The organism is Bacillus sp. PS217 (assembly GCF_037963535.1).
Lineage (GTDB): Bacteria > Bacillota > Bacilli > Bacillales > Bacillaceae > Bacillus > Bacillus subtilis.
Window position 1 is genome coordinate 3,235,613 of sequence record NZ_CP150157.1, and the last position, 24,281, is coordinate 3,259,893.

At 47.9% G+C, this 24,281-nt stretch carries 19 protein-coding genes; 5 read left to right on the forward strand and 14 right to left on the reverse strand.

Annotated elements, in window-relative coordinates; genetic code table 11:
• Positions 1-10 precede the first annotated feature (10 nt).
• Positions 11-1,147 (forward strand): alanine dehydrogenase, encoded by a 1,137-nt coding sequence (gene ald / locus NSQ83_RS16880; RefSeq protein WP_038429549.1) that lies wholly within the window; start codon positions 11-13, stop codon positions 1,145-1,147.
• Positions 1,148-1,258: 111 nt separating this feature from the next.
• Positions 1,259-1,936 (forward strand): YukJ family protein, encoded by a 678-nt coding sequence (locus tag NSQ83_RS16885; RefSeq protein ID WP_003228755.1) that lies wholly within the window; start codon positions 1,259-1,261, stop codon positions 1,934-1,936.
• 44 nt (positions 1,937-1,980) lie between these two features.
• Here the strand turns inward: NSQ83_RS16885 and NSQ83_RS16890 are convergent, their stop codons facing one another.
• From NSQ83_RS16890 to NSQ83_RS16925, 8 genes are all read right to left on the reverse strand, one after another.
• Complete coding sequence (locus NSQ83_RS16890; protein ID WP_003243183.1) at positions 1,981-2,190, reverse strand: MbtH family protein; 210 nt, start codon at positions 2,188-2,190, stop codon at positions 1,981-1,983.
• A 15-nt stretch (positions 2,191-2,205) separates the two neighbouring features.
• A complete protein-coding gene (dhbF, locus tag NSQ83_RS16895; RefSeq protein ID WP_204551363.1) occupies positions 2,206-9,342 on the reverse strand; it encodes a non-ribosomal peptide synthetase DhbF in 7,137 nt (2,378 codons plus the stop codon).
• 19 nt (positions 9,343-9,361) lie between these two features.
• A complete protein-coding gene (locus tag NSQ83_RS16900) occupies positions 9,362-10,300 on the reverse strand; it encodes an isochorismatase (RefSeq protein ID WP_204551364.1) in 939 nt (312 codons plus the stop codon).
• Between the two features lie 27 nt (positions 10,301-10,327).
• On the reverse strand, positions 10,328-11,947 hold the full coding sequence (locus NSQ83_RS16905) for a (2,3-dihydroxybenzoyl)adenylate synthase (RefSeq protein WP_204551365.1): 1,620 nt from the start codon (positions 11,945-11,947) through the stop codon (positions 10,328-10,330).
• A 28-nt stretch (positions 11,948-11,975) separates the two neighbouring features.
• Positions 11,976-13,172, reverse strand: coding sequence for an isochorismate synthase DhbC (dhbC, locus tag NSQ83_RS16910; RefSeq protein ID WP_204551366.1), 1,197 nt, complete (start codon positions 13,170-13,172; stop codon positions 11,976-11,978).
• Between the two features lie 25 nt (positions 13,173-13,197).
• On the reverse strand, positions 13,198-13,983 hold the full coding sequence (locus tag NSQ83_RS16915; RefSeq protein WP_204551367.1) for a 2,3-dihydro-2,3-dihydroxybenzoate dehydrogenase: 786 nt from the start codon (positions 13,981-13,983) through the stop codon (positions 13,198-13,200).
• A gap of 193 nt (positions 13,984-14,176) precedes the next feature.
• Positions 14,177-15,046 (reverse strand): ferri-bacillibactin esterase BesA, encoded by an 870-nt coding sequence (gene besA, locus NSQ83_RS16920; RefSeq protein ID WP_024572558.1) that lies wholly within the window; start codon positions 15,044-15,046, stop codon positions 14,177-14,179.
• 213 nt (positions 15,047-15,259) lie between these two features.
• Positions 15,260-15,856, reverse strand: a complete 597-nt coding sequence (locus NSQ83_RS16925; RefSeq protein ID WP_003228739.1) for a sulfite oxidase-like oxidoreductase — start codon at positions 15,854-15,856, stop codon at positions 15,260-15,262.
• A 100-nt stretch (positions 15,857-15,956) separates the two neighbouring features.
• Here NSQ83_RS16925 and NSQ83_RS16930 point away from each other — a divergent pair, with 100 nt between their 5' ends.
• The gene (locus tag NSQ83_RS16930) at positions 15,957-16,559 is read left to right on the forward strand and encodes a BioY family transporter (protein WP_003228737.1); all 603 of its coding nucleotides are present in this window, start codon (positions 15,957-15,959) and stop codon (positions 16,557-16,559) included.
• Positions 16,560-16,628: 69 nt separating this feature from the next.
• Here the strand turns inward: NSQ83_RS16930 and NSQ83_RS16935 are convergent, their stop codons facing one another.
• Complete coding sequence (locus NSQ83_RS16935; protein WP_003228736.1) at positions 16,629-17,957, reverse strand: Na+/H+ antiporter family protein; 1,329 nt, start codon at positions 17,955-17,957, stop codon at positions 16,629-16,631.
• A gap of 146 nt (positions 17,958-18,103) precedes the next feature.
• Complete coding sequence (locus tag NSQ83_RS16940; RefSeq protein WP_015251314.1) at positions 18,104-19,606, reverse strand: leucyl aminopeptidase; 1,503 nt, start codon at positions 19,604-19,606, stop codon at positions 18,104-18,106.
• A gap of 157 nt (positions 19,607-19,763) precedes the next feature.
• Here NSQ83_RS16940 and NSQ83_RS16945 point away from each other — a divergent pair, with 157 nt between their 5' ends.
• Positions 19,764-20,240, forward strand: coding sequence for a divergent PAP2 family protein (locus tag NSQ83_RS16945; RefSeq protein ID WP_003244337.1), 477 nt, complete (start codon positions 19,764-19,766; stop codon positions 20,238-20,240).
• A 29-nt stretch (positions 20,241-20,269) separates the two neighbouring features.
• On the opposite strand, the gene spsC is transcribed toward NSQ83_RS16945, so the two are convergent.
• The 4 genes from spsC to NSQ83_RS16965 all read right to left on the reverse strand — a co-directional run bounded on the left by spsC (position 20,270) and on the right by NSQ83_RS16965 (position 22,940).
• A complete protein-coding gene (spsC, locus tag NSQ83_RS16950; protein ID WP_015251313.1) occupies positions 20,270-20,926 on the reverse strand; it encodes a stationary phase survival protein SpsC in 657 nt (218 codons plus the stop codon).
• Between the two features lie 103 nt (positions 20,927-21,029).
• The gene (locus tag NSQ83_RS16955; RefSeq protein WP_003243877.1) at positions 21,030-21,350 is read right to left on the reverse strand and encodes a YuiB family protein; all 321 of its coding nucleotides are present in this window, start codon (positions 21,348-21,350) and stop codon (positions 21,030-21,032) included.
• A gap of 53 nt (positions 21,351-21,403) precedes the next feature.
• Entirely contained in the window at positions 21,404-21,547 is a 144-nt protein-coding gene (locus tag NSQ83_RS16960; RefSeq protein ID WP_003243733.1) for a YuiA family protein, read from the reverse strand.
• A 172-nt stretch (positions 21,548-21,719) separates the two neighbouring features.
• Positions 21,720-22,940 carry an NAD(P)/FAD-dependent oxidoreductase gene (locus NSQ83_RS16965; protein WP_033881474.1) on the reverse strand — a complete coding sequence of 407 codons (1,221 nt, stop codon included), beginning with the start codon at positions 22,938-22,940 and terminating at the stop codon, positions 21,720-21,722.
• Between the two features lie 331 nt (positions 22,941-23,271).
• Here NSQ83_RS16965 and yumC point away from each other — a divergent pair, with 331 nt between their 5' ends.
• Entirely contained in the window at positions 23,272-24,270 is a 999-nt protein-coding gene (yumC, locus tag NSQ83_RS16970; RefSeq protein WP_003228725.1) for a ferredoxin--NADP reductase 2, read from the forward strand.
• Positions 24,271-24,281 lie beyond the last annotated feature (11 nt).

The window sequence follows — 24,281 nt, forward strand, 5'->3', positions numbered from 1 at the left end:
GGAGACAGATATGATCATAGGGGTTCCTAAAGAGATAAAAAACAATGAAAACCGTGTCGCATTAACACCTGGGGGCGTTTCTCAGCTCATTTCAAACGGCCACCGGGTGCTGATTGAAACAGGCGCGGGCCTTGGAAGCGGATTTGAAAATGAAGCCTATGAGTCAGCAGGAGCGGAAATCATTGCTGATCCGAAGCAGGTCTGGGACGCCGAAATGGTCATGAAGGTAAAAGAACCGCTGCCGGAAGAATATGTTTATTTCCGCAAAGGACTTGTGCTGTTTACGTACCTTCATTTAGCAGCTGAGCCTGAGCTTGCACAGGCCTTGAAGGATAAAGGAGTAACTGCCATCGCATATGAAACGGTCAGTGAAGGCCGGACATTGCCTCTTCTGACGCCTATGTCTGAGGTTGCGGGCAGAATGGCGGCGCAAATCGGCGCTCAATTCTTAGAAAAGCCTAAAGGCGGAAAAGGCATTCTGCTTGCCGGGGTGCCGGGCGTTTCTCGCGGAAAAGTAACGATTATCGGAGGAGGCGTTGTCGGGACAAACGCGGCGAAAATGGCTGTCGGCCTCGGTGCAGATGTGACGATCATTGACTTAAACGCAGACCGCTTGCGCCAGCTTGATGACATCTTCGGCCATCAGATTAAAACGTTAATTTCTAATCCGGTCAATATTGCTGATGCTGTAGCGGAAGCGGATCTCCTCATTTGCGCGGTATTAATTCCGGGTGCTAAAGCTCCGACTCTTGTCACTGAGGAAATGGTAAAACAAATGAAACCTGGTTCAGTCATTGTTGATGTAGCGATCGACCAAGGCGGCATCGTCGAAACTGTCGACCATATCACAACACATGATCAGCCAACATATGAAAAACACGGGGTTGTGCATTATGCTGTAGCGAACATGCCGGGCGCAGTCCCTCGTACGTCAACAATCGCCCTGACTAACGTTACTGTTCCATACGCGCTGCAAATCGCGAACAAAGGGGCAGTAAAAGCGCTCGCAGACAATGCGGCACTGAGAGCGGGTTTAAACACCGCAAACGGACACGTGACCTATGAAGCTGTAGCAAGAGATCTAGGCTATGAGTATGTTCCTGCCGAGAAAGCTTTACAGGATGAATCATCTGTGGCGGGTGCTTAATTCACAATGAGCTTGCAGAAAGATTTCTGCAGGCTTTTTTATTTTTTAAAAGGAAAAAAGAGACCATTTCACGAATTATGACTATGAAGTTGATCATAAAGGAGGATTCATATGGCTGTTCAGCAATATGGCGTGTTAAAAGGCATAGTCTTAGACATGAAGCGGGAAACAGATGATGACAGTCCTCATTTCCAAGTCAAAATGCTCGGTGAAGAGAATACGTATTACAGGTGCGCCATCAATGTGATGTCCAGTTCTGAGGAATCTGAAGTATTGTATTTGGCTGACGATCAGTTTGATTCGGGCTCAATTACCATCCTTCCGAACATGCCGTATGGATATACAAGGATCAATGAAGCAAACCGTGAAGTGGCACTGGATTATGTGCGGGGCAATTTGTTTGACCCGCGGGAAATGAAGCCTTTGCCTCATGAAATCACAGGACCTGATAATGATTTAAATGATTTTATTGAAACCTATATGAAGAAAGCACAAGATGAGAAAGCGCCGGTTTATATATTCGGTTCAAAATTCGGCCCTGAACAGGCTGCAGATAAAATATTCGGCTTTACCCCGACTAACGGAATGCACAATATCCATATGAATCAAGGGAATGCAATGGATACGCGCTGGAAAAAAGACAACGGCTCTTGGCATGACGGGGGTATTCTGATTCAGTTTGCAGATCAGTGGGCCGCTGTGTTTTTAGCGTTTTTATCCCAATCTTGGTGTACCGATGAAAACGGAAACCCGGTCAGAGATTGTGATCATACCCAAACGTCTGCGTAAGATTAGAAAAAGAGACTGCGGCGAGCAGTCTCTTTTTGATACGATTACACATTTTCAACAGTCTTTAGGCTGTTTGGCCTCATATCGCTCCAATGCGATTGGATATAGTCCAAACAAGCTTCACGCCCTTTTTGCTCATGAACGACTGTCCAGCCGCTCGGCACATCTATAAAACCCGGCCATAGGGAATATTGGCCTTCTTCATTGACCAGCACCAAATATGTGCCATCCGCATTTTCAAAAGGATTTGCCATTCTATTTCTCCTCCCTTATTTATTCAACTCTTCCAATTTGACAGCGAGAACCTTGCCGATTTGAGCCAGAGGTTCCGGCTGACATAAATCTTTATGACGGCAGTCGATGTCGATTTGTTCAATCTGTCCGTTAATATAAGGCTTCCACGAGTCAGGTTCAATCGGGTCAAACCATTCAGGAATGATTGTTGATCTGAAAAACAAAACATTTCCGCGGAAGGTTTTCGGCTTATAGGAACCTAAAATGCCGACAGAATTGACATACGTATTCTTCAAATTTAAAATGACCGTTTCATCCAGGCTCGCAAGCGCACTGCCGTCACGGCGAAGAATCTCAATCGCCGCTTCAAAATCTAGCGGTTTTTCCCCTAAGCTGTCTGGATCATACCCGCCTAACGCCAGAAGGGCAATAAGCGCTTCCTCATCATCCGGTTCCTCTTTTATAGGAAGGAAGTGGTTCGGATAGGCGTCCAGCATCACCAACAGGGATACTTCTTCTCCTTGATTTTGCAGCTGGGTAGCCATCGCTTGAACGACATTCCCGCCCAGGGACCAGCCCAGCAGATGGTACGGGCCTTTTGGCTGGACCGTTCGGATTTGTTTAATGTAATCGGCAGCCATGTCATCAAGTGTTTTCGGAAGCTCCTCGCGCTGCCCGATTCCCCGTGCCTGCAAGCCGTAGATCGGATAATCTGTTCCTATATTGTTCATCAAACCGGCATAACACCAGCTGAGCCCCCCTGCCGGATGAACACAGAATAAAGGAGGCTTGTCTCCGCTTGTTCGGAGCGGCAGCAGAACGTCAAGAGCGCTTTGGCTTGATCCCATTTCAAGTCTTTCAGCGAGCCCGGCTACAGTAGGTGCTTCGAACAAGTTGCCGATGCTGAGTTCAACGCCGAGCGCTTCACGAATGCGGCTCATGAGCTGTACAGCAAGCAAGGAATGTCCGCCTAAATCAAAGAAACGGTCATCAATGCCGACACGTGGCAAGTGAAGCACCTCCATAAAGAGGTCACAGAGAATTTCTTCCTGCGGCGTTCTCGGTCCTCGTCCTGTCACTGCCGCTGCGAAATCCGGAGCGGGCAGCGCTTTACGATCAAGCTTTCCATTCGGTGTCAGCGGCAATTCTTTCATCGTCACAAAGGCAGCAGGCACCATGTAATCCGGCAGTCTCTCAGCAGCATATCTGCGCAGTTCCGCCGTATCAAATGTTTCTTCCGAAGGGATGACATAAGCTGCTAACCGTTTATCTCCCGGCTGATCCTCACGAACGATCACTGCCGCATCTTCAAGCTGCGGATGCTGAACAAGCGCGGCTTCAATTTCTCCCAATTCAATCCGGAATCCCCGAATTTTCACTTGATGGTCTGCACGGCCGACATAGTCGAGAGAACCGTCAGCGCGGAGGCGGGCCACATCCCCAGTGCGGTACATCCGGGTGCCTGGAGGACCGAACGGATCAGCTATGAAGCGTTCAGATGTTAAACCAGGCCGGCCTAGATAACCTCGTGCTAACCCCGCTCCTGATACATACAGCTCTCCGGCAACACCCGGCGGGACCGGCTGCAGGCGTTCATCCAGCACGTATACACCAAGATCGGGAATGCCGCAGCCGATCAAGCTGTTTGCCCGTAAAGCTGCCATGCTTCGTTCTAATTCGATATAGCTCACATGCACCGTCGTTTCTGTAATACCATACATATTGATAAGCTGCGGTCTATTTTCAGGGTGGCGGTTGTACCAATCCTCTAAACGGCTGAGTTCAAGCGCTTCTCCGCCAAAAATGACATAGCGCAGACTGAGTGCCTGTCCGAGATCCGGCTGTTCCCGTTCCGCCTGCATAAACTGATAGAAAGCAGACGGTGTCTGGTTCAGAACAGTCACCCCCTCTTTGACAAGCAGGCGCAGAAACGCTTCTGGCGATCTGCTGACGTGGTGAGGCACGATTACAAGACGTCCGCCATGCAGCAGAGGACCCCAGATCTCCCACACCGAAAAATCAAACGCATAGGAATGGAACATGGTCCAGATATCACCTGAGCTGAAACGGAACCAGTGCTCGGTCGCTGCAAATAAACGTGTTACATTTTGGTGAGGAATCATCACACCTTTTGGAACACCTGTTGAGCCGGATGTATAAATGACATATGCCGTATTCAAAGGGGAAAGCGGCTGAGTCCTATCCTTATTTTTTGGATTACCTGCAGGGTACGTGTTTAGTTTCTCTGCCAGCTCGGGATCATCCAGCACGATTTTCGGCACGTTTTCAACTGGCGGAATGTGATTTGCAGCTTTAGTGTTCGTCATGATAAACGCAGGCTGTGCATCTTTTAGCATAAAAGCAATTCGATCAGCCGGATAATCCGGATCAAGAGGGAGATAAGCTGCCCCGGCCTTTAGCACCGCCAATAGGCCGACAGCCATTTCCAACGATCGGGGCAGTGCCAATGCCACAAATTGCTCCGGCCCGACACCTTCACTAATCATCATTCGGGCAAGCCGGTTTGCTCTTTCATTCAGCTCTGCATAGCTCAGTTCCTGATTTTCATATACAACGGCAATGGCATCAGGACGTAAAGCAGCCTGCTTCTCAAATTGCTCTGGCAAACATGCGTGCGGAATCTTTTCAGATACACTTTGCCAATCAGTCACCATGCTGCTGTGTTCCTCTGGCGCAAGAATATCCAGATTTCCGATTTGCTCGTCAGGATCAGACTCGGCAGCCTCCAACAGGCGCATCAATCGGTCAGCAAGAGCCTGAGCAGTTTCCCGTTTGAAAAGATCAGTGCTGTATTCAAGCAGTCCTTCCATTCCGTTTGGTGTCCCGTCAGCAAGGCGATCTTCACTAATTTCCAGCGTCAAATCAAACTTGGCAGAACCGACACTGTTGATTCGCAGGCTGCTCTCCATATCAGGAAGATGCAGTTCAGCGTCCGGTGTGTTTTGGAACGCAAGCATGATTTGGAATAAAGGATGCGTCGCACGCGAACGAGCCGGATTGAGCACCTCTACAAGTCTCTCAAACGGCAGATCCTGATTGTCATAGGCGGCCAGATTCACTTCCCGTACTCTGTCTAGAAGCTCACGAAAGCTTGGGTCACCGGACGTATCAGTTCTGAGCACCAATGTATTAATGAACAGCCCTACAAGATCGCCCAGCGCATCATCATTCCGTCCCGCGATCGGACTGCCGATCGGAATGTCGGTGCCCGCCCCGAGCCTTGTCAATAAAGCGGCGAGACCGGATTGAAGCACCATAAACAGGCTCACCCTATTTGCGCGAGCCAGCTCCTGCAATCGCTTGTGAAACTCGGGCTCAATACGAAAATGAATCGTATCTCCATCATGACTCGGCTCAGCCGGACGTGAATAATCGGTTGGCAGTTCAAGCTGATCAGGCAGGTTTTTCAAGGTTTCTTTCCAGAAAGCAAGCTGTCCGGCAATCAAGCTATTTGGATCATCCTCGTTTCCAAGCAGTTCTTGCTGCCAAAGCGCATAGTCTGCATACTGCACAGCAAGAGGCGCCCATTCGGGAGATCGTCCGTGGCAGCGAGCCGCATAAGCTGTCCCAAGGTCTCTGGTCAGCGGTGTTAAGGACCAGCCGTCCCCGACAATATGATGGACGAGAAGAAGCAGCACGTACTTGTCAGGACCGATCACAAAAAGCTCGGCACGAAAAGCAGGTTCAGCTGCAAGATCAAAGCTGTAGCGTACAGCTTCGGCAAGCCGATCAGAAAGCTCCTTCTCAGCAATTTCAGTAACATGTAACTCGGGACAGGCTCGATCGGCATCTAAAATATGCTGATAGGATGTCCCCTGTGATTCAGGGAAGATCGTCCGAAGACTTTCATGACGGCGGACGAGATCATAAAGTGCCGCTTTCAGCAATCCTTGATCCAACTCACCTGACAAACGGACAGCAACCGGAATATTATAAGTAGGACTCGGTCCTTCCAGACAATGCAGGAACCATAGCCGGCGCTGGGCAAATGAGAGCGGGATCTTTTCAGGCCGCTCAGCTCTCTGCAAAGCGGGACGTGCACTCTGCGCCAAATCAAGATGGGCAGCGAGTCCGGCTACTGTCGGTTCGTCAAAGAGCTTGGCGATACCAAGTTCGGCTCCCATTACCTCGCGAATGCGGCTCATCAGACGGGCTGCAAGAAGAGAATGGCCCCCAAGCTCGAAGAAACTGTCATCGATACCGACGCGTGCCAAACCGAGAACCTCTGCAAACAAGTCACACAATATCTCTTCCTGAGGAGTCCGCGGGGCCCGATCACTGACAGATGTGCTGAAGTCTGGTGCCGGCAGTGCTTTCCGGTCAAGCTTGCCATTAGGTGTTAACGGCAGCTCGTCCATCTCCACAAACGCCGACGGTACCATATAATCAGGAAGACTAGCCCCCATATAACGACGAAGCTCTGCAGTATCAATAGCAGCATCAGCGACTACATAAGCCGCCAATCGTTTGTCTCCCGGCTGATCTTCCCGTACGACAACCGCGGCCTGTTCAATGTGCGGGTGATTGGCAAGCACGGCATCAATTTCTCCAAGTTCAATTCGGAATCCGCGAATTTTGATTTGATGATCCGCCCGCCCGATATAATCCAAAGACCCATCGGCGCGCCAGCGGGCCTGGTCTCCGGTCCGATACATCCGAGTTCCCGGCGGTCCGTATGGATCTGCAACGAAGCGCTCCGCCGTTAAATCAGGGCGATGGAAATAACCTCTGGCCAAGCCGGTTCCTGCAATATAAAGCTCTCCGACAACGCCCGGCGGCACCGGCTGCAATCCATTATCAAGCACATACACCTGCGTGTTCCAAATCGGTTTCCCAATCGGAGGGACGCCCTTCAGCCCTTCTTCAAGAAAAGCTGCGGCAGACCAAATCGTTGTTTCAGTGGGACCGTATAAGTTCGTGACTGAACAATGAAGGTCTTGAAGCGCCTGCAAAAGACCGCTCGGCAGCGCCTCGCCTCCTACAAGCACTCTAAGCCCCCGAAGTTTCTCAGGTTCACTCGTTACCAAAGCGTGCCACAGTGTCGGTGTCGCCTGCATGATGTTAATATCGAAATTTTCAATCATTTGAGCTAATGCATGCGGCTCACGGATCGTTTCTTTCCTTGCGATCACAATTTGCGCTCCGCTAATCAGCGGAAGATATAACTCCAATGCTGAAATATCAAAAGCGACAGTCGTCACAGCCAACAGCCTGTCTTCTTCTCCTAGAGAAAATGCCTCCTGCATGGACAGCAGAAAATTGCTTAAGCTTTTCTGTGTCACAACGACACCCTTCGGTCTTCCTGTTGATCCTGAGGTATAGATGATATACGCAGGATGGTCAAGAGAAACCGATACATCCGGATTTTCCGGCGAATAGCGTTTTATAATCTCCTGTGTAACAGCCTGATCAAGCACAAGCTCCGGTACAGCCAGGTTATCAGGCAGACTGGCTGCTATTTCCTCAGTCGTTATGATGCATGAAGGTTTCGCATCCTCCAGCATGTAAGAAATGCGGTCGGCTGGAAACTCCGGATCAAGTGGGAGATACGCCGCACCAGTCTTGAGCACACCAAGCATTGAGGCCACCATCTCAGGGGAACGCGGCAGCGCCAAAGCGACAAATTGCTCCGGACCAATCCCTTTTTCGATCAACAGACGCGCGAGGCGGTTTGCCTCTTCATTGAGCTTTCGATAGTTGACTTGAATGTCATCACACATGAGAGCGATACGTTCTGGCGTAAGAACTGCCTGCTTTTCGAACATGTCCTGAAGGCTGACCAGCTTCTCGGATTTTGCCGTCTCATTCCATTTAGAAATGACTTTTTCTTTCTCCTCTGGCAACAGAAGCTCCATTTGCCCAATCAGCATGTCCTCTCCGGCAGAAGCCGTTTGCAGCAGCTGCAAAATACGCTGCTGATGAAGCTTAATATCAGACTCACTGTATACCTCGGGATTCGCATCAACATCAATTCGCAGCCCGCTGCCGTCTGTTCTGTCATATACATTGATTGATAGATCATCAACAGGACCGGCTGAAAGATTATGCGTTGTGCCCCGGACGCCGGCAAAGTCGAGATCGTAATCAAACGGCATAAGATTGATTTGAGGGCCAAATAATCTATGATTTTCTCCTATCAATTTCAGATCGCGCCTAAGCTCTTCATGGCGATACTTATGATGTCGCCGAATGCTGCGGATTTCCCGGGAAATTTGCTGAATCAGTTCAGAAAAGCTCATCGAAGAGCTTACCGTCAGCCGGAGCGGGAGAAGGTTCATCACCATAGCCGGTACATTTAGTGACGCGGACCCTATCCGACCCATCATGGGCAGGCCGAGCACAACATCCTCAGAGCCGGTCATACGGTGCACATAAACAGCTGACACCGCAATCATGACTTCATGCCAGCTTCCTGAGAAATAGCGCGCCGCTTCTTTTAACGCGTTTACATCAGACGGAGGCAGATATGCCGTATGACGAAGAAAACTGTTAGATGTTCTTGGCGCCCGATCAGCCAAGCTCACAACTTCAGGTGCATCTGCAAAACGGTCCAGCCAGAATTGACGATCCTTCTCATACTTCTCTGATCCGCGATAATCTGTATCCTCCTCCAAAATGGCCTGGAGAGACCCAAAGGAACGGCTTTTAGCTGTTTGTCCTTTTATAAGCGCAGTATATGTACTTGCCACACGCTGGGCTATCAGGGAAAAACCGAAGCCGTCGATCGCTATATGGTGAATGCGCTGATACCAAAAGAAACGATCAGGCCCGGCAATAAACAGAGCTTCATTGAACAAAGGGTCATACCCTAAATCAACCGGCTTTGCTAAATCAGCTTTCATCCAGTTTAATGCTGTTTTTTCCGGATCAGGCTCAGAGCTGACGTCAATGACGTGCAGCTGTACATCCGGAGACGGGTTTATCATCTGCCAAGGCCCGTCCATATTTTCACCGAAGCGGACATGCAGCGATTCCGCTTCCTTGATCACGTGCCGCAAAGCTTCTTCAAAAAGAGCAATATTGACTGGTCCATTGATTTCTATATATTCCGCTGTATTGTAGATTGGATTGTCCGGATCAAGCTGCTGAGCAAACCATATGCCAGTTTGCGCCCCGGTCAAAGAATATTGAAGATCTTTTGTATCAGGCATCCGTTTGTTTACCCTCCTTTTATAAATAATCCGCGTTTGGCAGCACTTGCTGGCTGCGGGTTGTGAGCAATTTCTGCCATTCTTCGATCGTTGGGCGTTCAGCCAATTCCACGAAAGTCACCTCTGCCCCTTCACGGCGCCATTGTTCCACCAATGTCATGATCCTTACCGAATCAAGACCACGATCGAGCAAATCCTCTTGATCTGTGATGTCTTCCGATGTTTCTTGTAGAAGCTCAGCAATTTGTTTACGGATATTCTCACATGTAAACACGTTCTTTTTGCCAGTGTTTGCTGACGTTTTTTGAACGTCAGCCGGCGCATTCTGCAGCTGATCAAGAAGACTGTCAGTCATCACGGTATACGCACAGCGTCCAGCCGCATATTCCAGCGCCATTTGATGTTTTTCTAATGAAAAATCAGCAACTGCATCTCCCACAAAAAAGGCTTTAATATCCTCCATAAATGCTTCACATGCTGTAACAAGACAGCCGATATGGGCGTAAATTCCTGTAATGATCAGCTGATCGCGTCCCTCTTTGCGCATCATTTCAAGCAGATTCGTTCTCTTAAACGCGCTGTATCTCCATTTTGTCAGCACAAGATCATCATCCTCTGGTGCCAGCTCGGTTATAATTTTCTCCTCATAAGGACCGCTGTTTAATCCCGGGCCCCAAAAGTCTGTCAGCAGCGCACGGTCATCCGGATTTTGGCTTCCCGGCTGTGCGGTATAGACAACAGGAATCCCAAGCTGAACACATTGATTCTTCAGCTTTCGTATATTCGCTGAAAGCTCTGTTACCGGAGACGCTCCCGCTGTGAAAGCATCGACAAAATAGTTTTGCATATCGTGTATTAACAAGACAGCCCGATTTGGATCAGGCACCCATGAGACTTTGTTTTGCGGCATATCAGATGCTGTCGGCATTTGATACGGCTGAATGGCAGGTATAGCCATATGAACACTTCCTCTCAAATTGTTGATTTATTTTTTTGACCCTGCAAGAAGTTTCTCGGAAATGGCTTCACGAAGAGCCTTTTTGCTGACCTTTCCTACCCCTGTCTGCGGAAAGGATTCGACAAATTCAACTCGGTCAGGGATTTTATATGCCGCCAGTCCGCGCTCTCTCAAAAATGCTTTAAGCTCTGCGGCTTTTGGGGCTTCATCTCGGGGAATAATGAACACACAAGATCTTTCGCCAAGAAATTGATCAGGCATGGAGACCATTGCCGTATCATGGACAGCCGGATGCGCCAGCAGATGATTTTCTACCTCTTCAGCCGCAACCTTTTCTCCTCCACGGTTAATTTGATCCTTCGCCCGGCCTTCAACGACAATATAGCCGTCTCGTGTCAGCCTGACGATATCACCCGTACGGTAAAAACCGTCCTCAGTAAATGAAGCGGCGTTATGCTCTTCTGCCTTATAGTAACCTCGAATTGTATACGGTCCCCGCGTCAGCAGATGGCCTGTTTCACCAGGTTTTACGTCGCGATCCTGATCATCCCAAACACGCACTTCATCATATGGGGACATCGGTTTTCCTTGGGTGTTGACAATGATCTCCTCAGGATCATCCAATCTCGTATAATTGACGAGACCCTCTGCCATTCCGAACACCTGCTGCAACGTGCAGCCGAAAACAGCTTTTACCCTGCGCGCGGCTTCAGCACTAAACTTGGCACCGCCGACCTGCAGCACTTGGAGGCTGGATAAATCATCACGGCGTGAGGATGCCGCATCCATCCATACCATCGCAAGAGGTGGAACAAGAGCAGTTATCGTGACCTTTTCCCGTTCAATCAAAGGAAATGCGTCATCTGGACTTGGAGAAGGAGATAATACCACTCTTCCTCCAGCGTATAATACGCCGAGAACCCCGGGTGAGCTCAGCGGATAATTGTGTGCCATCGGCAGCGCGGCCAAGTACACCGTGCTGTGGTCGAGCCAGCAGACCTCCACACTCCGCTTCAGGCTGTATATGTAGTCATCGTGGGTCCTCGGAATCAGTTTCGATAGCCCGGTGCTCCCGCCAGAAAGCTGGAGGAACGCCACATCCGATGATTTGACTTCAGGCAGTTTTACAGGTTCTGCATGCAAATCCTCCAGCGGTAAAAATTCCTCTGCCTCACCTGCGACAATGATGTTTTTCAAAGTCGGCAGCTTGCTTTGAACCTGTCTGGCAAGCGAACGGTAGTCAAAACCGGAATAAGCGTCGGGAATGATATATGCAGCCGCTTCAGCAAACTCGCAAAAATATGTAATTTCACTGCTTCGATGAGAAGGCAGTGCGAAGACTGGAAGCGCCCCCAGACGGAAAAGCGCGAAAATGACTTCAAAAAACTCTTTGATATTTGGCAGCTGCACCACAACACGATCCATCTGTTGAATGCCGAGCTTTTGAAATCCGGCAGCCAGGCGATCAGCCCTTGTGTCAAGCTCTCGATAGCTCCAATGGGTGTTTCCGCATGTAATGGCAATGCGATCACCATATTTGGCTGCCCGGTCCCTTAACAAATCTCCAAACGTCTCACCGGCCCAGCAGCCGTTCTTTCGATAGGTCTCAGCTAACTCATCAGGCCAAGGCGTAAATCCTTTCAGCATGTTGTATCCCTCCAGCAATTCATTCTGTTCATATGTGATCCACGCCCATTGCCCGCAGCATTGTCCGAAACTTTGCGGACGTCTCCTGAAGCTCGTCCTCAGGCTTTGAACCGGCCACAACACCAGCTCCAGCATACAGGCGGAGTGAGCGTTCTTCTGCTTCTGCACAACGGATGGTCACGATCCATTCTCCGTCACCGGCATCGTCACACCATCCGACCATGCCGGTAAAGAAACCGCGGTCAAATGGTTCAATGCTGAGAATCGCTTCTCTTGCAAGATCAGTCGGTGTTCCGCAGACTGCTGGCGTCGGGTGGAGCGCAGCCGCCAATTCAAGTGCGGTTACAGACGGATCGGAAAGCTCTCCCTTAATCACGCTGGACAGGTGCCACATCGTTTCCGTTTTGATCAGTGAAGGCTTCTCCGGAACCTCCAGCGTCCGGCAGAAAGGTCTCAGCGCAGCCGCAACCGCGTCAGCGACAACCGCGTGCTCATGAAGATCCTTTGCGGAAGAAAGCAATTCAGCTGCCCGGCGCTGGTCTTCAACAGGATCATTACTGCGCGGCCTTGAGCCGGCTAATGGGTTGGAAACGACCTGTGTTCCCATCCTTGAAACGAGAAGCTCCGGACTTGCTCCGAGCAATGTTCGGCGGGGAGACGTTTCCTCCTGACTGGACACGTCTGTGGCAAACGTGTAGCCATGCGTGTTATGCTGAGCCAGATGGCGAAGCAATTCATCCGTCTGAATCGGTTCAGGCGATGTCAAATGCAGCGATCTGGACAGGACGATTTTGCTGAGTGTTCCATCGGCAATGCGCGCCAGCCCTTGTTCAACACCATTTTTATAATCCTCAGGTTCAGGAACAGGCTTTATATGGTATGTATGCCCAGCCTGCTGTTCCTTTTCCTCATGATCAAATTGAAGCGGTCCTGACCAGCGCACTTCTTCAGGTACAACGAGCCGCGCTGGTTTTACTTGATCAAAAGGAACGGCCCCGACAACAAGCGGCCGGCTTTGCCCTGATTGTTTTGCCTGACGCAGCGTCTCTGCAATTCGGCCAGAAAGGGTTTCCATTTGGTTTTGCCCGTCTGCCTCCGGTACGATTTCACATATGCCTTTCGCTAACAATACACGATGAGGAGACGCTAAGAAAAAGGCGCCCGGCTGATATTCATGAAGCAAATGCTCCGCTTTTGTTTCTGTTATAACGTTTTGATCCAACATTCTCATGAACCTCCTTTAAATTCAGTTACACGCCTAAGGTCGCGCCGCCATCTACGCATAAATTATGCATCGTAATATGCCCTGCCTGGCCAGAAACCAAAAAGAGCACCGCATCCGCAATATCCGAAGGCTTGGCTAGTTTTTTGAGCGGGATCCCTGTTTTAAATGTCTCAAGTGATCCTTTTATGACTTGCTCCGCTCCATTCTCGTCGGCCCATAATGACCACTGCATGTCTGTTTCCGTTGATCCAGGAGATACAATGTTGCAGCGAATATTGTATTCTGCAAGCTCAAGGCCAAGGCATTTCGTAAACATCACAGCCGCAGCCTTTGAAGACGCATATGCCGCCATAGATGTTCTTGGTACACCGGCAGCATTCGATCCGACTGTTACAATCGAACCCGATCTTCGGTCCATCATATATTTGCTGACTGAACGCGAGGCGTTAAATACGCCAGTCGAATTCACTGAGAACGTCGCCTCCCATTCCTCATCGCTAAGCGAATGGATCAGTCCCGGGCGAAGGACACCCGCTACATTCACTAAAATATCAATCGGCCCCATTTCACGTTCGATGCGCACCGTGATCTCATCAATCGCCGCGCTGTCTCTCACATCCGCAGGAAAAGCTTCTGCATGGCGGCCTTCTGCTTTGAGGCTGCTCACAACCTTTTCCAGCTTTTCAGGATTATAATCAACTGCCGCAATATGTGCGCCTTGACTGGCAAGCGTCCGCGCAACAGCTTCGCCTATTCCTTGGGCAGCCCCTGTTATAAAAGCAATTTTTCCCTCTATACTTTTTGCATTCATATCATCAATTCCTTTCTTCGCTCTAAATGCCGAACAGACATCCAGCGAAAAAGACTGCTGCGCCTTGAAAAACGCAATCTATTGATAATGATTATCATTATCAATTATAAAAATAATCATATCCAAATGTCATGTGACAGTCAAATATAATTTCAGTGACAAATATTTTTTTAAAGGCAAGGCTGAGTATGTCTCAGCCCATTGAAAGATGCGGTCCGTCAGGGTGAAGCGCAAAACGCAGCGCCCTGCTGACCAAAACAGGAAGAACTGAAATATGTCCTTCTCCTGAAAACTCGCAAAATTCTGCTCGTATGCCTTGTTCAGATAAAACGGCCAGCCGCTCATAAAGCTCCCTTGCATTATCATTCATCCGGCTTTTATGATGCTGCTCTAATTCTCCTGCGGCAAGCAGGATATTGATAGGCTGATTGTTTTTCTTGGTGAGAGAGACGAAATGGTCCGTTTTCTCGAGAATAAACGGTTTATTCCAATGAATGGACGGACTTCCTGCGATATACGTTTGAAACGCATCGGGCTTTGTTAGCAGCACCTGCAGCACGAAAAGCCCTCCGAGCGAATGGCCAAAGATTGTTTGTCTATTTTTATCAATCTGGTAATCTCGTTCTATCTCCGGTTTTAAATCCTCTTCAATAAATCTGAAAAAGCCCTCCGCTCCGCCATGCTCCGGCCATTCTCTGCCGTCGGGCCTTTCCGGCAGCTTCGATTGGGCTGTTGGCATTGTAAAATCCCGATGGCGTGCTGAAGAGAAAGGCTCCGCTGTCTCATAGCCAATGCCGACGATCACTGCAGGGATCACCCCGGTTTTTTCGGGTCGGCGTCCCTGTATTCGAACGGCTTCCGTCATCGTTCCGAAGACAGAATTGGCATCCAGCAGATAAATCACAGGATAACCAGCGGGTGGCGGCGGCGTACTAGGTTTCGAGATAAAAATGTGATAGGTACGGTTTTCATTGCGTGAAGACATCATACGCACTTCCGTACCAGGAATCGTAAATGCGTTTGATGTCCCGCCATTTGTCCGGTCTGTTGTTTGTTCTTTCATGCAGTACGACATTCCTCTCCTTAAACTAAACCGCAATGTATGATAATGATTTTCACTATCAACTAGACACCTCAAATAATAGGTTTTCTTCCAAAGAAAGTCAACTTTTTCCCGAATAAAAAAGGCACCTTGATCAAATAAGGTACCTGCAGACTATCAATATGGAAGTAAAAACCTAATAAAGATGCATATTGTCCTATTTGAAATAGAACCTTAATCCCATGTAAACCTTTGATTTTGCCAAGGGTCGCCTCTCATGTGATAGCCATTCCGCTCCCAAAAGCCAGGGTGATTTTCTTTCGTAAATTGGATGCCGCGCAGCCACTTGGCGCTTTTCCAAAAATACAGATGCGGAAATACACCCCGCAGCGGAAAGCCGTGTTCAGGGGTTAAAGGTTCGCCATTATGCGCATAAGCCAGAAGGGAAGTTTCCGCTAAGAAATCATCAAGCGGCAGATTGGTCGTCCAGCCCTCTTCAGCATGTAAAATGACGTAGCCCGCTTCTTCTTTTACACCCGCTTTTTCCGCTATATCACAAGCCCGCACGCCTTGCCACACATTATCAAGCCTTGACCATCCCGTGACGCAATGAATGTCGTTTTTCGATTCATACCGTGGAAAGGCTTTGACATCTTCAAAGCTTAGCAGCATCGGATGGTCAACCAAACCGTATACTTGAAGATTCCATTTCGTCATATCTTCGTAATATGGGACATCTCCGGTATGAAGCACAGGAAATGAAGTGGTGACGTTTTGATTTGGCGGCACTCTTCCAGATTGATCAGACTGTCTTGTTTTTCCGAAATACATATGGGCCTCCTTTTTGTTAACCTAATTTAAAATTATGTTGACAATCTTTTTGTTCTTTATTACTCTATGATTGTGTATGTCAACCTAAGGGGGAACAACGATGAAACAACGTAAACTTCGTGCGGGAGATATGGCGCTGATTGGCATGTTCGCCGCACTTATGGCTGTCGGGGCCAACATTACATCAGTAGCACCCTTTTTACAAGTAGCCGGCATTCCGCTTTCGATGCAGCCGTTTTTCTGTCTCTTGGCAGCTTTGCTTCTTGGCAGCAAACGGGCAGCGATTGCCATGATTGTATATGCACTTGTGGGATTGGCCGGAGCGCCTGTGTTTGCTCAATTTTCAGCAGGCTTCGCACCGTTTGCAGGGAAAAGCGGCGGGTTTATTATCTCATACATTCCGGCAGCATTTGCAGCGGGATGGTTTTTAGAACGAAACATTCAGCCAAGTAAAATTCGATTTCTCATTGCTTCACTTATCGGAACGGCGATCATGTATCTCATCGGCACTACCTATATGTATCTTGCACTGAAGCTGTGGATTCATACGCCAGTGAGCTACGGCACGGCTTGGGGCTTTATGATTTGGTTTATGGTAAAAGATACAGCGCTGGCTGTGATACTGTCGTTTATCGCACCAGCAATCTACCGCTCTATTCATAAAGCAACCGGCTTTAACAGAAATCACATATCATCTACGTAAAAACCGTTCTATTGGACGGTTTTTTTATCATAACGAGAAAAGGCTCCCCAGTAAAGGGGAGCCTTTTTCCTATAAAACAAGCGCTGCAATCCAGCCAAAGATGACAAGCGGAATATTATAAAATATAAATGTCGGCACACAAGTATCCCAAATGTGGTGATGCTGGCCGTCCGCACTCAAACCTGAAGTCGGCCCAAGCGTACTGTCACTGGCAGGTGAACCGGCATCGCCAAGCGCAGCAGCAGCCCCGATAATCGCAATCGTTGCCATCGGGCTGAATCCAAGCTGCATGCATAGAGGCACGAAAATGGTTGTGATAACAGGAATGGTCGCAAAAGAAGATCCGATCCCCATTGTAATTAATAAGCCGACAATGAGCATCAGCAATGCGCCCAAGGACTGACTGTGTCCGATAAAACCAGCTGACGTTTTGACCAGTGACTCGACATCTCCGGTTTTCGTCAATACGTTTGAAAATCCGGCTGCAACAAGCATGACAAAGCCGATAAAGGCCATTAAAACCATTCCATCAGTAATCAGTGAGTCCGCTTCATCACGCTTCATCACACCGCTGACAAACAGAACAATCAGACCAGCGAGCGCCCCCATAATCATTCCTTCTACTCCCAAAGTCTGAGATAAGTAAAGCTGGACGCCGAGTGACACAACAATGGCTAGAACCGCGATACCAATGCTTTTTCTCGTATATGGCGATGCTTCTGCACCTGAAATGTCTTTTGTTTCATATTGTTTCGGTTTACGGTATACGATCACTGATAAAATAAGGCCGACAACCATACCTGCAACTGGAATAATCAGTGCGTACGGAATATCAGCAAGCGGAACGTTTAACCCAGCATCCGCCATATTGTCCTTCAGCATGCCTTGGAAGATTTGGCCGAAACCGACCGGAAGCAAAATATAAGGAGCCGTTAAGCCAAATGTAATTACACACGCGATCAGACGGCGGTCCATTTCAAGTTCATTAAAGATTTTCAAAAGCGGCGGAATCAGCACCGGAATAAACGCGATGTGAACCGGAACGACGTTTTGCGAAAAACAAGATACAATTAAAATAATCAGCACAATCAGCACCTTAGACAGTGCTTTTTTTCGAGAATCTTCTTTATTTCCGATTAATTTAACGGAGGCTTCCACCATTGCGTCCGGAAGACCTGTTTTCGTCAAAGCGGCGGCAAACGCGCCAAGCATGGCATAGCTAACTGCAACGGTGGCATTTCCGCCGAGACCGTCTGTAAAAGCTTTAACCGTTTCGCCAAGACCGAGCCCGCCTGTTAACCCGCCGGCCAAGGCGCCTATAATTAATGCGATAACAATATTGACACGCAGCAGGCTTAATACAAGCATAAGCAGGACTGCGATGACGACTGCATTCATGATGATACCCCTCCAAAAATCCTTTAGTTTGCTAATGTAGTAGATAAATAAAGTACGAACGTATCGTATCATAACCGATCCACTTTAGTCAACTAAAGATTTCGGAAGAAAAAATCCCTGCCGCATCATACAGCAGGGATTTTTCATTACTCGTTTTTATCTTCTTCCAATGTAAATCGCTCCGCAAGTGTAGCCAGTGTTCTTGCCATAACGCCAGTAGCCCCGGCCGGCCCGAAGCAGGTTGCTTTATTGGCAGTCGCTGTTCCTGCAATATCAAGGTGAACCCAAGGTGTTGACTCAGCGAATTCACCAAGAAACGTTCCTGCCATAATCGCATGTCCCTCGCGTCCCGGTGAATTGTTGAGATCCGCCATTTGGCTGCTTTTCACGCGTTTTTTATCCTTCTCTGTTATCGGCAGCTGCCAGATTGCCTCGCCGCACTCTTGTGCAGCATCAGCTACCTGCTGGTAAAAGCTTTGATCATTTGTCATTGCACCGGTTGTTTCAGTTCCTAATGCCACAACGACGCCGCCGGTAAGCGTAGCTACATCGACAAGAACTGACGCGCCATGCTGTTTCGCGTATGTAATGCCATCTGCAAGCACTAGCCTTCCTTCAGCATCCGTATTAAGGATTTCTATTGTTTTTCCGCTTAAAGATACGATCACGTCATCCGGCTTCATGGCCCCGCCGGAGATCATATTATCGGTTGATGGAATAACGCACAGCACGTTTTGCTCAGGACGAAGCTCTCCGATCGTTTCCATAGCACCGAGAACCGCAGCTGCTCCTCCCATATCTGATTTCATGCCGACAATTCCAGATTTCGTTTTAATGGAGTAGCCGCCTGTGTCAAAGGTAATTCCTTTCCCGACTAGTCCGACGACGTCTTCCCATTCCTTTTTGCCCTGATATTTCAACACAATCATTTTCGGCGGTTCGGTGGAGCCTTGGTTTACCGCAAGTATTCCGCCCATACCGAGCTCTTCCATCTCTGATTTCTCCAATATCTCACACTCAAAATCATATTTCGCCGCAAGCTCTTCAGCATACGAAGCGAGGTCAGTCGCTGTCAGCATGTTTCCCGGCATATTCACAAGCGTTCTAGCCGAATTTGTCCCTTGTCCGTATGCCTGGCCGACGCGAAGCCCTGCCTGCACTTCCTGTGTATCTTCATCTGTTACAACATACACGGCTTCAATTTGTTTGTCAGGCTCATTTGATTTGTGCTTATAATCCTGCACCTCATAGGAAGCAAGCAGGCAGCTCTCAGCTAAAGCATGAGCGGCATCGGCTGGAGGCACGTCTTCCGAAATAAACGTATCAAGCAGGACAGCAGTTTCTTGTTTTCGATCTTTATGAATGGCTTGAAAAACATGAGCAAAACGTTCCTTCGCCTGTTCAAACGAATAATTTGCTTCTCTCCCCAGGCCAACGAAATAAATCCGTTTCATACCCGCAGAAGATGGAGGGAATACTTTTGATACTTGATTCGGTTTCGCAGAGACATCACCCTCTTTTAAAAGCTGTGTCAGATGGCCTTCGAGCATTTCATCAATTTCCAACGCTTTTCCTGTCAGCTGGCTTTTTTGAAAAAGCCCGACCACAAGGGTTTCTGTATGCTCTGATTGTTGAACCGCATAAAACATGAGGCTTACACTCCTAACGTAATGGGTATTTGTAATGAACAATGGTATAATAGGAAAAACATTCTTTCCACTATACTTATTTTAACAAACAACAGTCTAAGACTTGCTTTTTTCTTTTGAAACACGAAGGATTTTTCAAATAGAAAGGATGTCGCCGATGGAACTTTTAACGAATTTTCCTTTATTATCAAGCCTGGCCGCAATTATTTTTGCTCAGGTCATCAAAGTGCCCATACAGTTTATCGTGTCCAGAAAACTGGACTGGTCGCTGGTCACAAGCACAGGCGGCATGCCCAGCTCTCACTCCGCAGCGGTCACTGCACTTTCAACAGGCGTAGCCTTGGAGCATGGATTAGACTCCTCACTCTTTGCGGTTTCCGCCATTTTCGCCGTCATAACCATGTTTGACGCAACTGGCGTCAGACGTCATGCCGGTGAGCAGGCAACAGTCATTAATAAGCTTGTCATTGATTTTAACCGTTTCGTAAATGAAGCGAAGGACTTCCCTAAGGCTGCAGAGAAAGAAAAGCAAAAAAAGCTGAAAGAGCTTCTCGGACATCAGCCGATCGAAGTCTTTTTCGGAGGATTAACAGGTATTTTACTGACATTGGTACTCGCTTACTTTTTCATGTAAAAAAACGCTCCTGCTTTCGCTGGAGCGTTTTATTCTTTCACAGTTTTATATTGATTTCTGAACACTTGCAAAGATTTTGTTTCATTGAGCTTCTCAAGCTCATCCTCGGTAATCTTTCCCGTTCCCTTTTTAATCACATATACATCAAGGGTTTTTTTGCCCCATTCATTGTATACATCTTTGACTGTCTCAAAGTACAGATCAAGGCGGTTTCCCTTAATAGCTGATCCTGTGTCGGCCACAACTCCGAGACCGTAGTTCGGAATGAATAAAATTGTTCCGATCGGGAAAACGGACGGGTCAGCAGCAACCGTGGAATATAAATCCCGTTTCACTTTCACACCTGAATATGTAAGCCCGTATAATGGATCACCAGGATTTTTGCCCGTCGACTCAGCTCCTGCTGTGTAGCCTGTTGCTGTTACTCTTTGGACTGGATATTCATTCCAATCAAATGCCTCTTCTAACGGTTTTGTTTTATCCTCAGCCGCGGACGTGGTTTGTGTTTGTTTCTGCTGCAATGCTTTTAATGTCAGTCCTGCATGCTTCAAGTGCTTTTCCTGATGTTCCTGCACCCATTTTGACAAGTCCTTCGCTTCAATTCCTGACACTGATAAAAATGTCGTGCCAAATGCAAGCAGAAATAAACAGGTCATCAGCAAACGTCTGATCATATTCAACATCATTCACCTCTCCTCCGAATCATTGTTCCCAAGTGGAGAGAGCATTATTCAAAATGGTGAATGAGCTGAACGCATAAAAAAAGCTTTCTTTAGAAGAAAGCGGCATTTAAAACATTTGATATCCTCTTTTTCTGAGCATGTTGATCGCTATACCGGACACGATGGCGCCGGCCAAACCGCTGACTAAAATCAGCACATCAGCAGCCGCTAATGATAAGACACGATGAAACAGGCTGGCAAAGGATTCTCCCGGCGACTGGACATAGCTGATCAGCTTTTCTTTGCTGATAATGAAAAGGCATACAATTGGATAAATCACAGCCATAATCCAAGACATTCTCAGCAGCATGTTTAATAAGAAACCGATTCCAAAAAACAAGACAAAAAACAAAACAATTGAGATGATTACGACTGGCAGACTAATCAACCTATTCCACCCCCCTGCGTTGTTTTTAGTGTAACGCGGGGGCTGAAATAAAGTCAACGGCTGGAAAAAGAATGACTGTCTTTTCCTGTCCCCTGGCAAGACGGACAAGTCTCTGAACCGCCGAGAATCAATTGAAAATATCCTTTCCCTGAACAAAATGGGCATGCATGTGAAGCGGTTGTCGTTGCAGTTTTCATCTAATCATCACCCTTTTTCTTAATTTTCTGATAATATACCATATCAAGCTGTCAACAATAAAGTCAGATCATGTGACAAATCTTTTGATGTAAGCGGAAACATACTTGTTTTCCTCTCGTTCTCTTTTTATTTTGGCGTTTTTTAATAAAGAAAACCCGCTTCCGCGGGTTTTTAGAAAAACTTGAACTTGCCTTTTTTCAGTGTCAGTCCGAGTCCGCCAATCATAAACAGCGAGCGGTTATCAATGACTTTTTTCATAAACGAAGCCGGCGTGCCTTTCAGCTTTCTGCCATAAACAACCCCAACCGCGTTATGCTCGCCAAGAGAAGCCACTGTTCCCTTAATGTCCGGCTTGAATTCCTCAAGCTCTCCGCCTTTAATAAGCCTGCCAAGGTTTTTAGCGACCGTTATGCCCTGCTGCATTGCAATTTGCGCAGTCGGCGGATACGGGCGCTCTGTATCTTCATTCATAAACAGCGAGCTGTCGCCGAGAATAAAGACATTGTCATGTCCCGGGGCGCGGAGATCAGGGTTGACTTTGACTCGGCCGCGCATATTCTCAAAACCGGCTTCCTCCACAATCGGATGGCCGCGGACACCTGCCGCCCAAACAACGGTTTGCGATTTGATCTGCTCTGGTTCCTCATCTTTTTTGCCGACTCTGACTCCTTCCGGGGTACATTCTTGTACAGCCGTGCCGATCTTGAACTCAACTCCGTTTTCCTCAAGATAATGTACGGCGTAATCAACAAGTTCCGGATCAAAGCCCGGCAAAACGGTCGGCGCTGCTTCCACACAAATGATGCGGACAAGGCTTCTGTCAACGTCATATTCCTTACAGAGCTCCGGCACGCGAGCAGCCAGTTCGCCAAGAAATTCAATTCCCGTAAATCCGGCACCGCCAACAACGATCGTTAACCTGTCCGGCCGTTTTTCCGCTTCCGTATTGTAAGTCGCAAACTGCAGCTCAATATGTTCCCGCAGCAGGCGCGACGTGTTGATGTTGGCAATCGGAAACGCATATTCTTTTAAGCCTTTAATGCCGAACGTTTCAGGCACGGCGCCGAGCCCGATGACTAAATAATCGTACTGCAGTTCTCCATTCGCAAGCACAACTTTTTTATCATCAATTTTGATTGCCTTTACGGTATCCTGTACAAAATTCACCCGTGACTGGTTGATTACATCTTTTATCTGATAACGGCAGCGGTCATGATGGAGCGTACCCGCGCTCGCTTCATGCATCCATGTCGTTTCATAATGATAATTGTGTTTATTTACAAGCGTAATGTCAGCATCATTCGGCCCGACATACTTCGTCAGCCTTGTCACCGTCATCAATCCGCCATATCCTGCACCTAAAATCACGATTTTGGGCTTATTCAATGCCATCACATCCACCTTCTCTTTTTTTGCTTTTGTTAGACCCATAATAAAATCATCATTTGTGTTAGCTTCAGCTTATTGGCGGGATTTTATGAAATATATTGAAAAGTTTTTTGTGAAGTCCTTACCCGTAGCACTATTATCATGTTTATCCGGCTGGCCCAAGAAACATTCAGAAAAAGATCATTTCATTTGGTTATTATCGTAGCGGCCTGCGGAAATATTTTCAAGAACGGATGGGCACGTTAGATCCTTACGATTTTTTCTGCTGACTCGTCAATTTGAACGGCAATATGGTATAATTAATAACAATTTTCATTTAGGAGGCAATTTTCGTATGCGAGAGGATACAAAGGTTTATGATATTACAATTATAGGCGGGGGACCGGTCGGCTTATTCACCGCTTTTTACGGCGGGATGAGACAGGCAAGCGTCAAAATTATCGAAAGCCTGCCTCAGCTCGGCGGACAGCTTAGCGCCCTATACCCTGAGAAGTATATATATGATGTAGCGGGATTCCCGAAAATCCGTGCGCAAGAGCTTATCAATAACCTAAAAGAGCAAATGGCGAAATTCGACCAAACCATTTGTCTGGAGCAAGCGGTTGAATCTGTTGAGAAACAAGCGGACGGCGTGTTTAAGCTTGTAACAAATGAAGAAACCCACTACTCTAAAACGGTCATCATCACTGCAGGAAACGGCGCATTCAAACCGAGAAAGCTGGAACTTGAAAATGCCGAGCAGTATGAAGGCAAAAACCTCCATTACTTCGTTGATGATCTGCAAAAATTCGCCGGCAGACGCGTTGCGATCCTTGGCGGTGGAGATTCCGCGGTTGACTGGGCGCTTATGCTTGAGCCAATCGCAAAAGAAGTATCGATCATTCACCGCCGCGACAAGTTCCGTGCGCACGAGCACAGTGTGGAAAACCTTCATGCGTCGAAGGTTAATGTCCTGACACCATTCGTCCCTGCGGAGCTGATCGGCGAAGGCAAAATCGAACAGCTAGTGCTTGAAGAAGTGAAAGGCGACCGCAAAGAGATTTTAGAAATTGATGACTTAATCGTCAACTACGGTTTCGTTTCATCTCTTGGACCGATCAAAAACTGGGGCCTGGACATCGAGAAAAATTCCATTGTCGTGAAATCAACAATGGAAACAAATATCGAAGGCTTCTTTGCAGCAGGTGACATTTGTACATACGAAGGAAAAGTCAACCTGATTGCCAGCGGCTTCGGTGAGGCACCGACAGCAGTGAACAACGCCAAGGCTTACATGGACCCGAAAGCCCGCGTACAGCCTCTTCACTCAACAAGTCTTTTTGAAAATAAATAATAAAAAAAGAG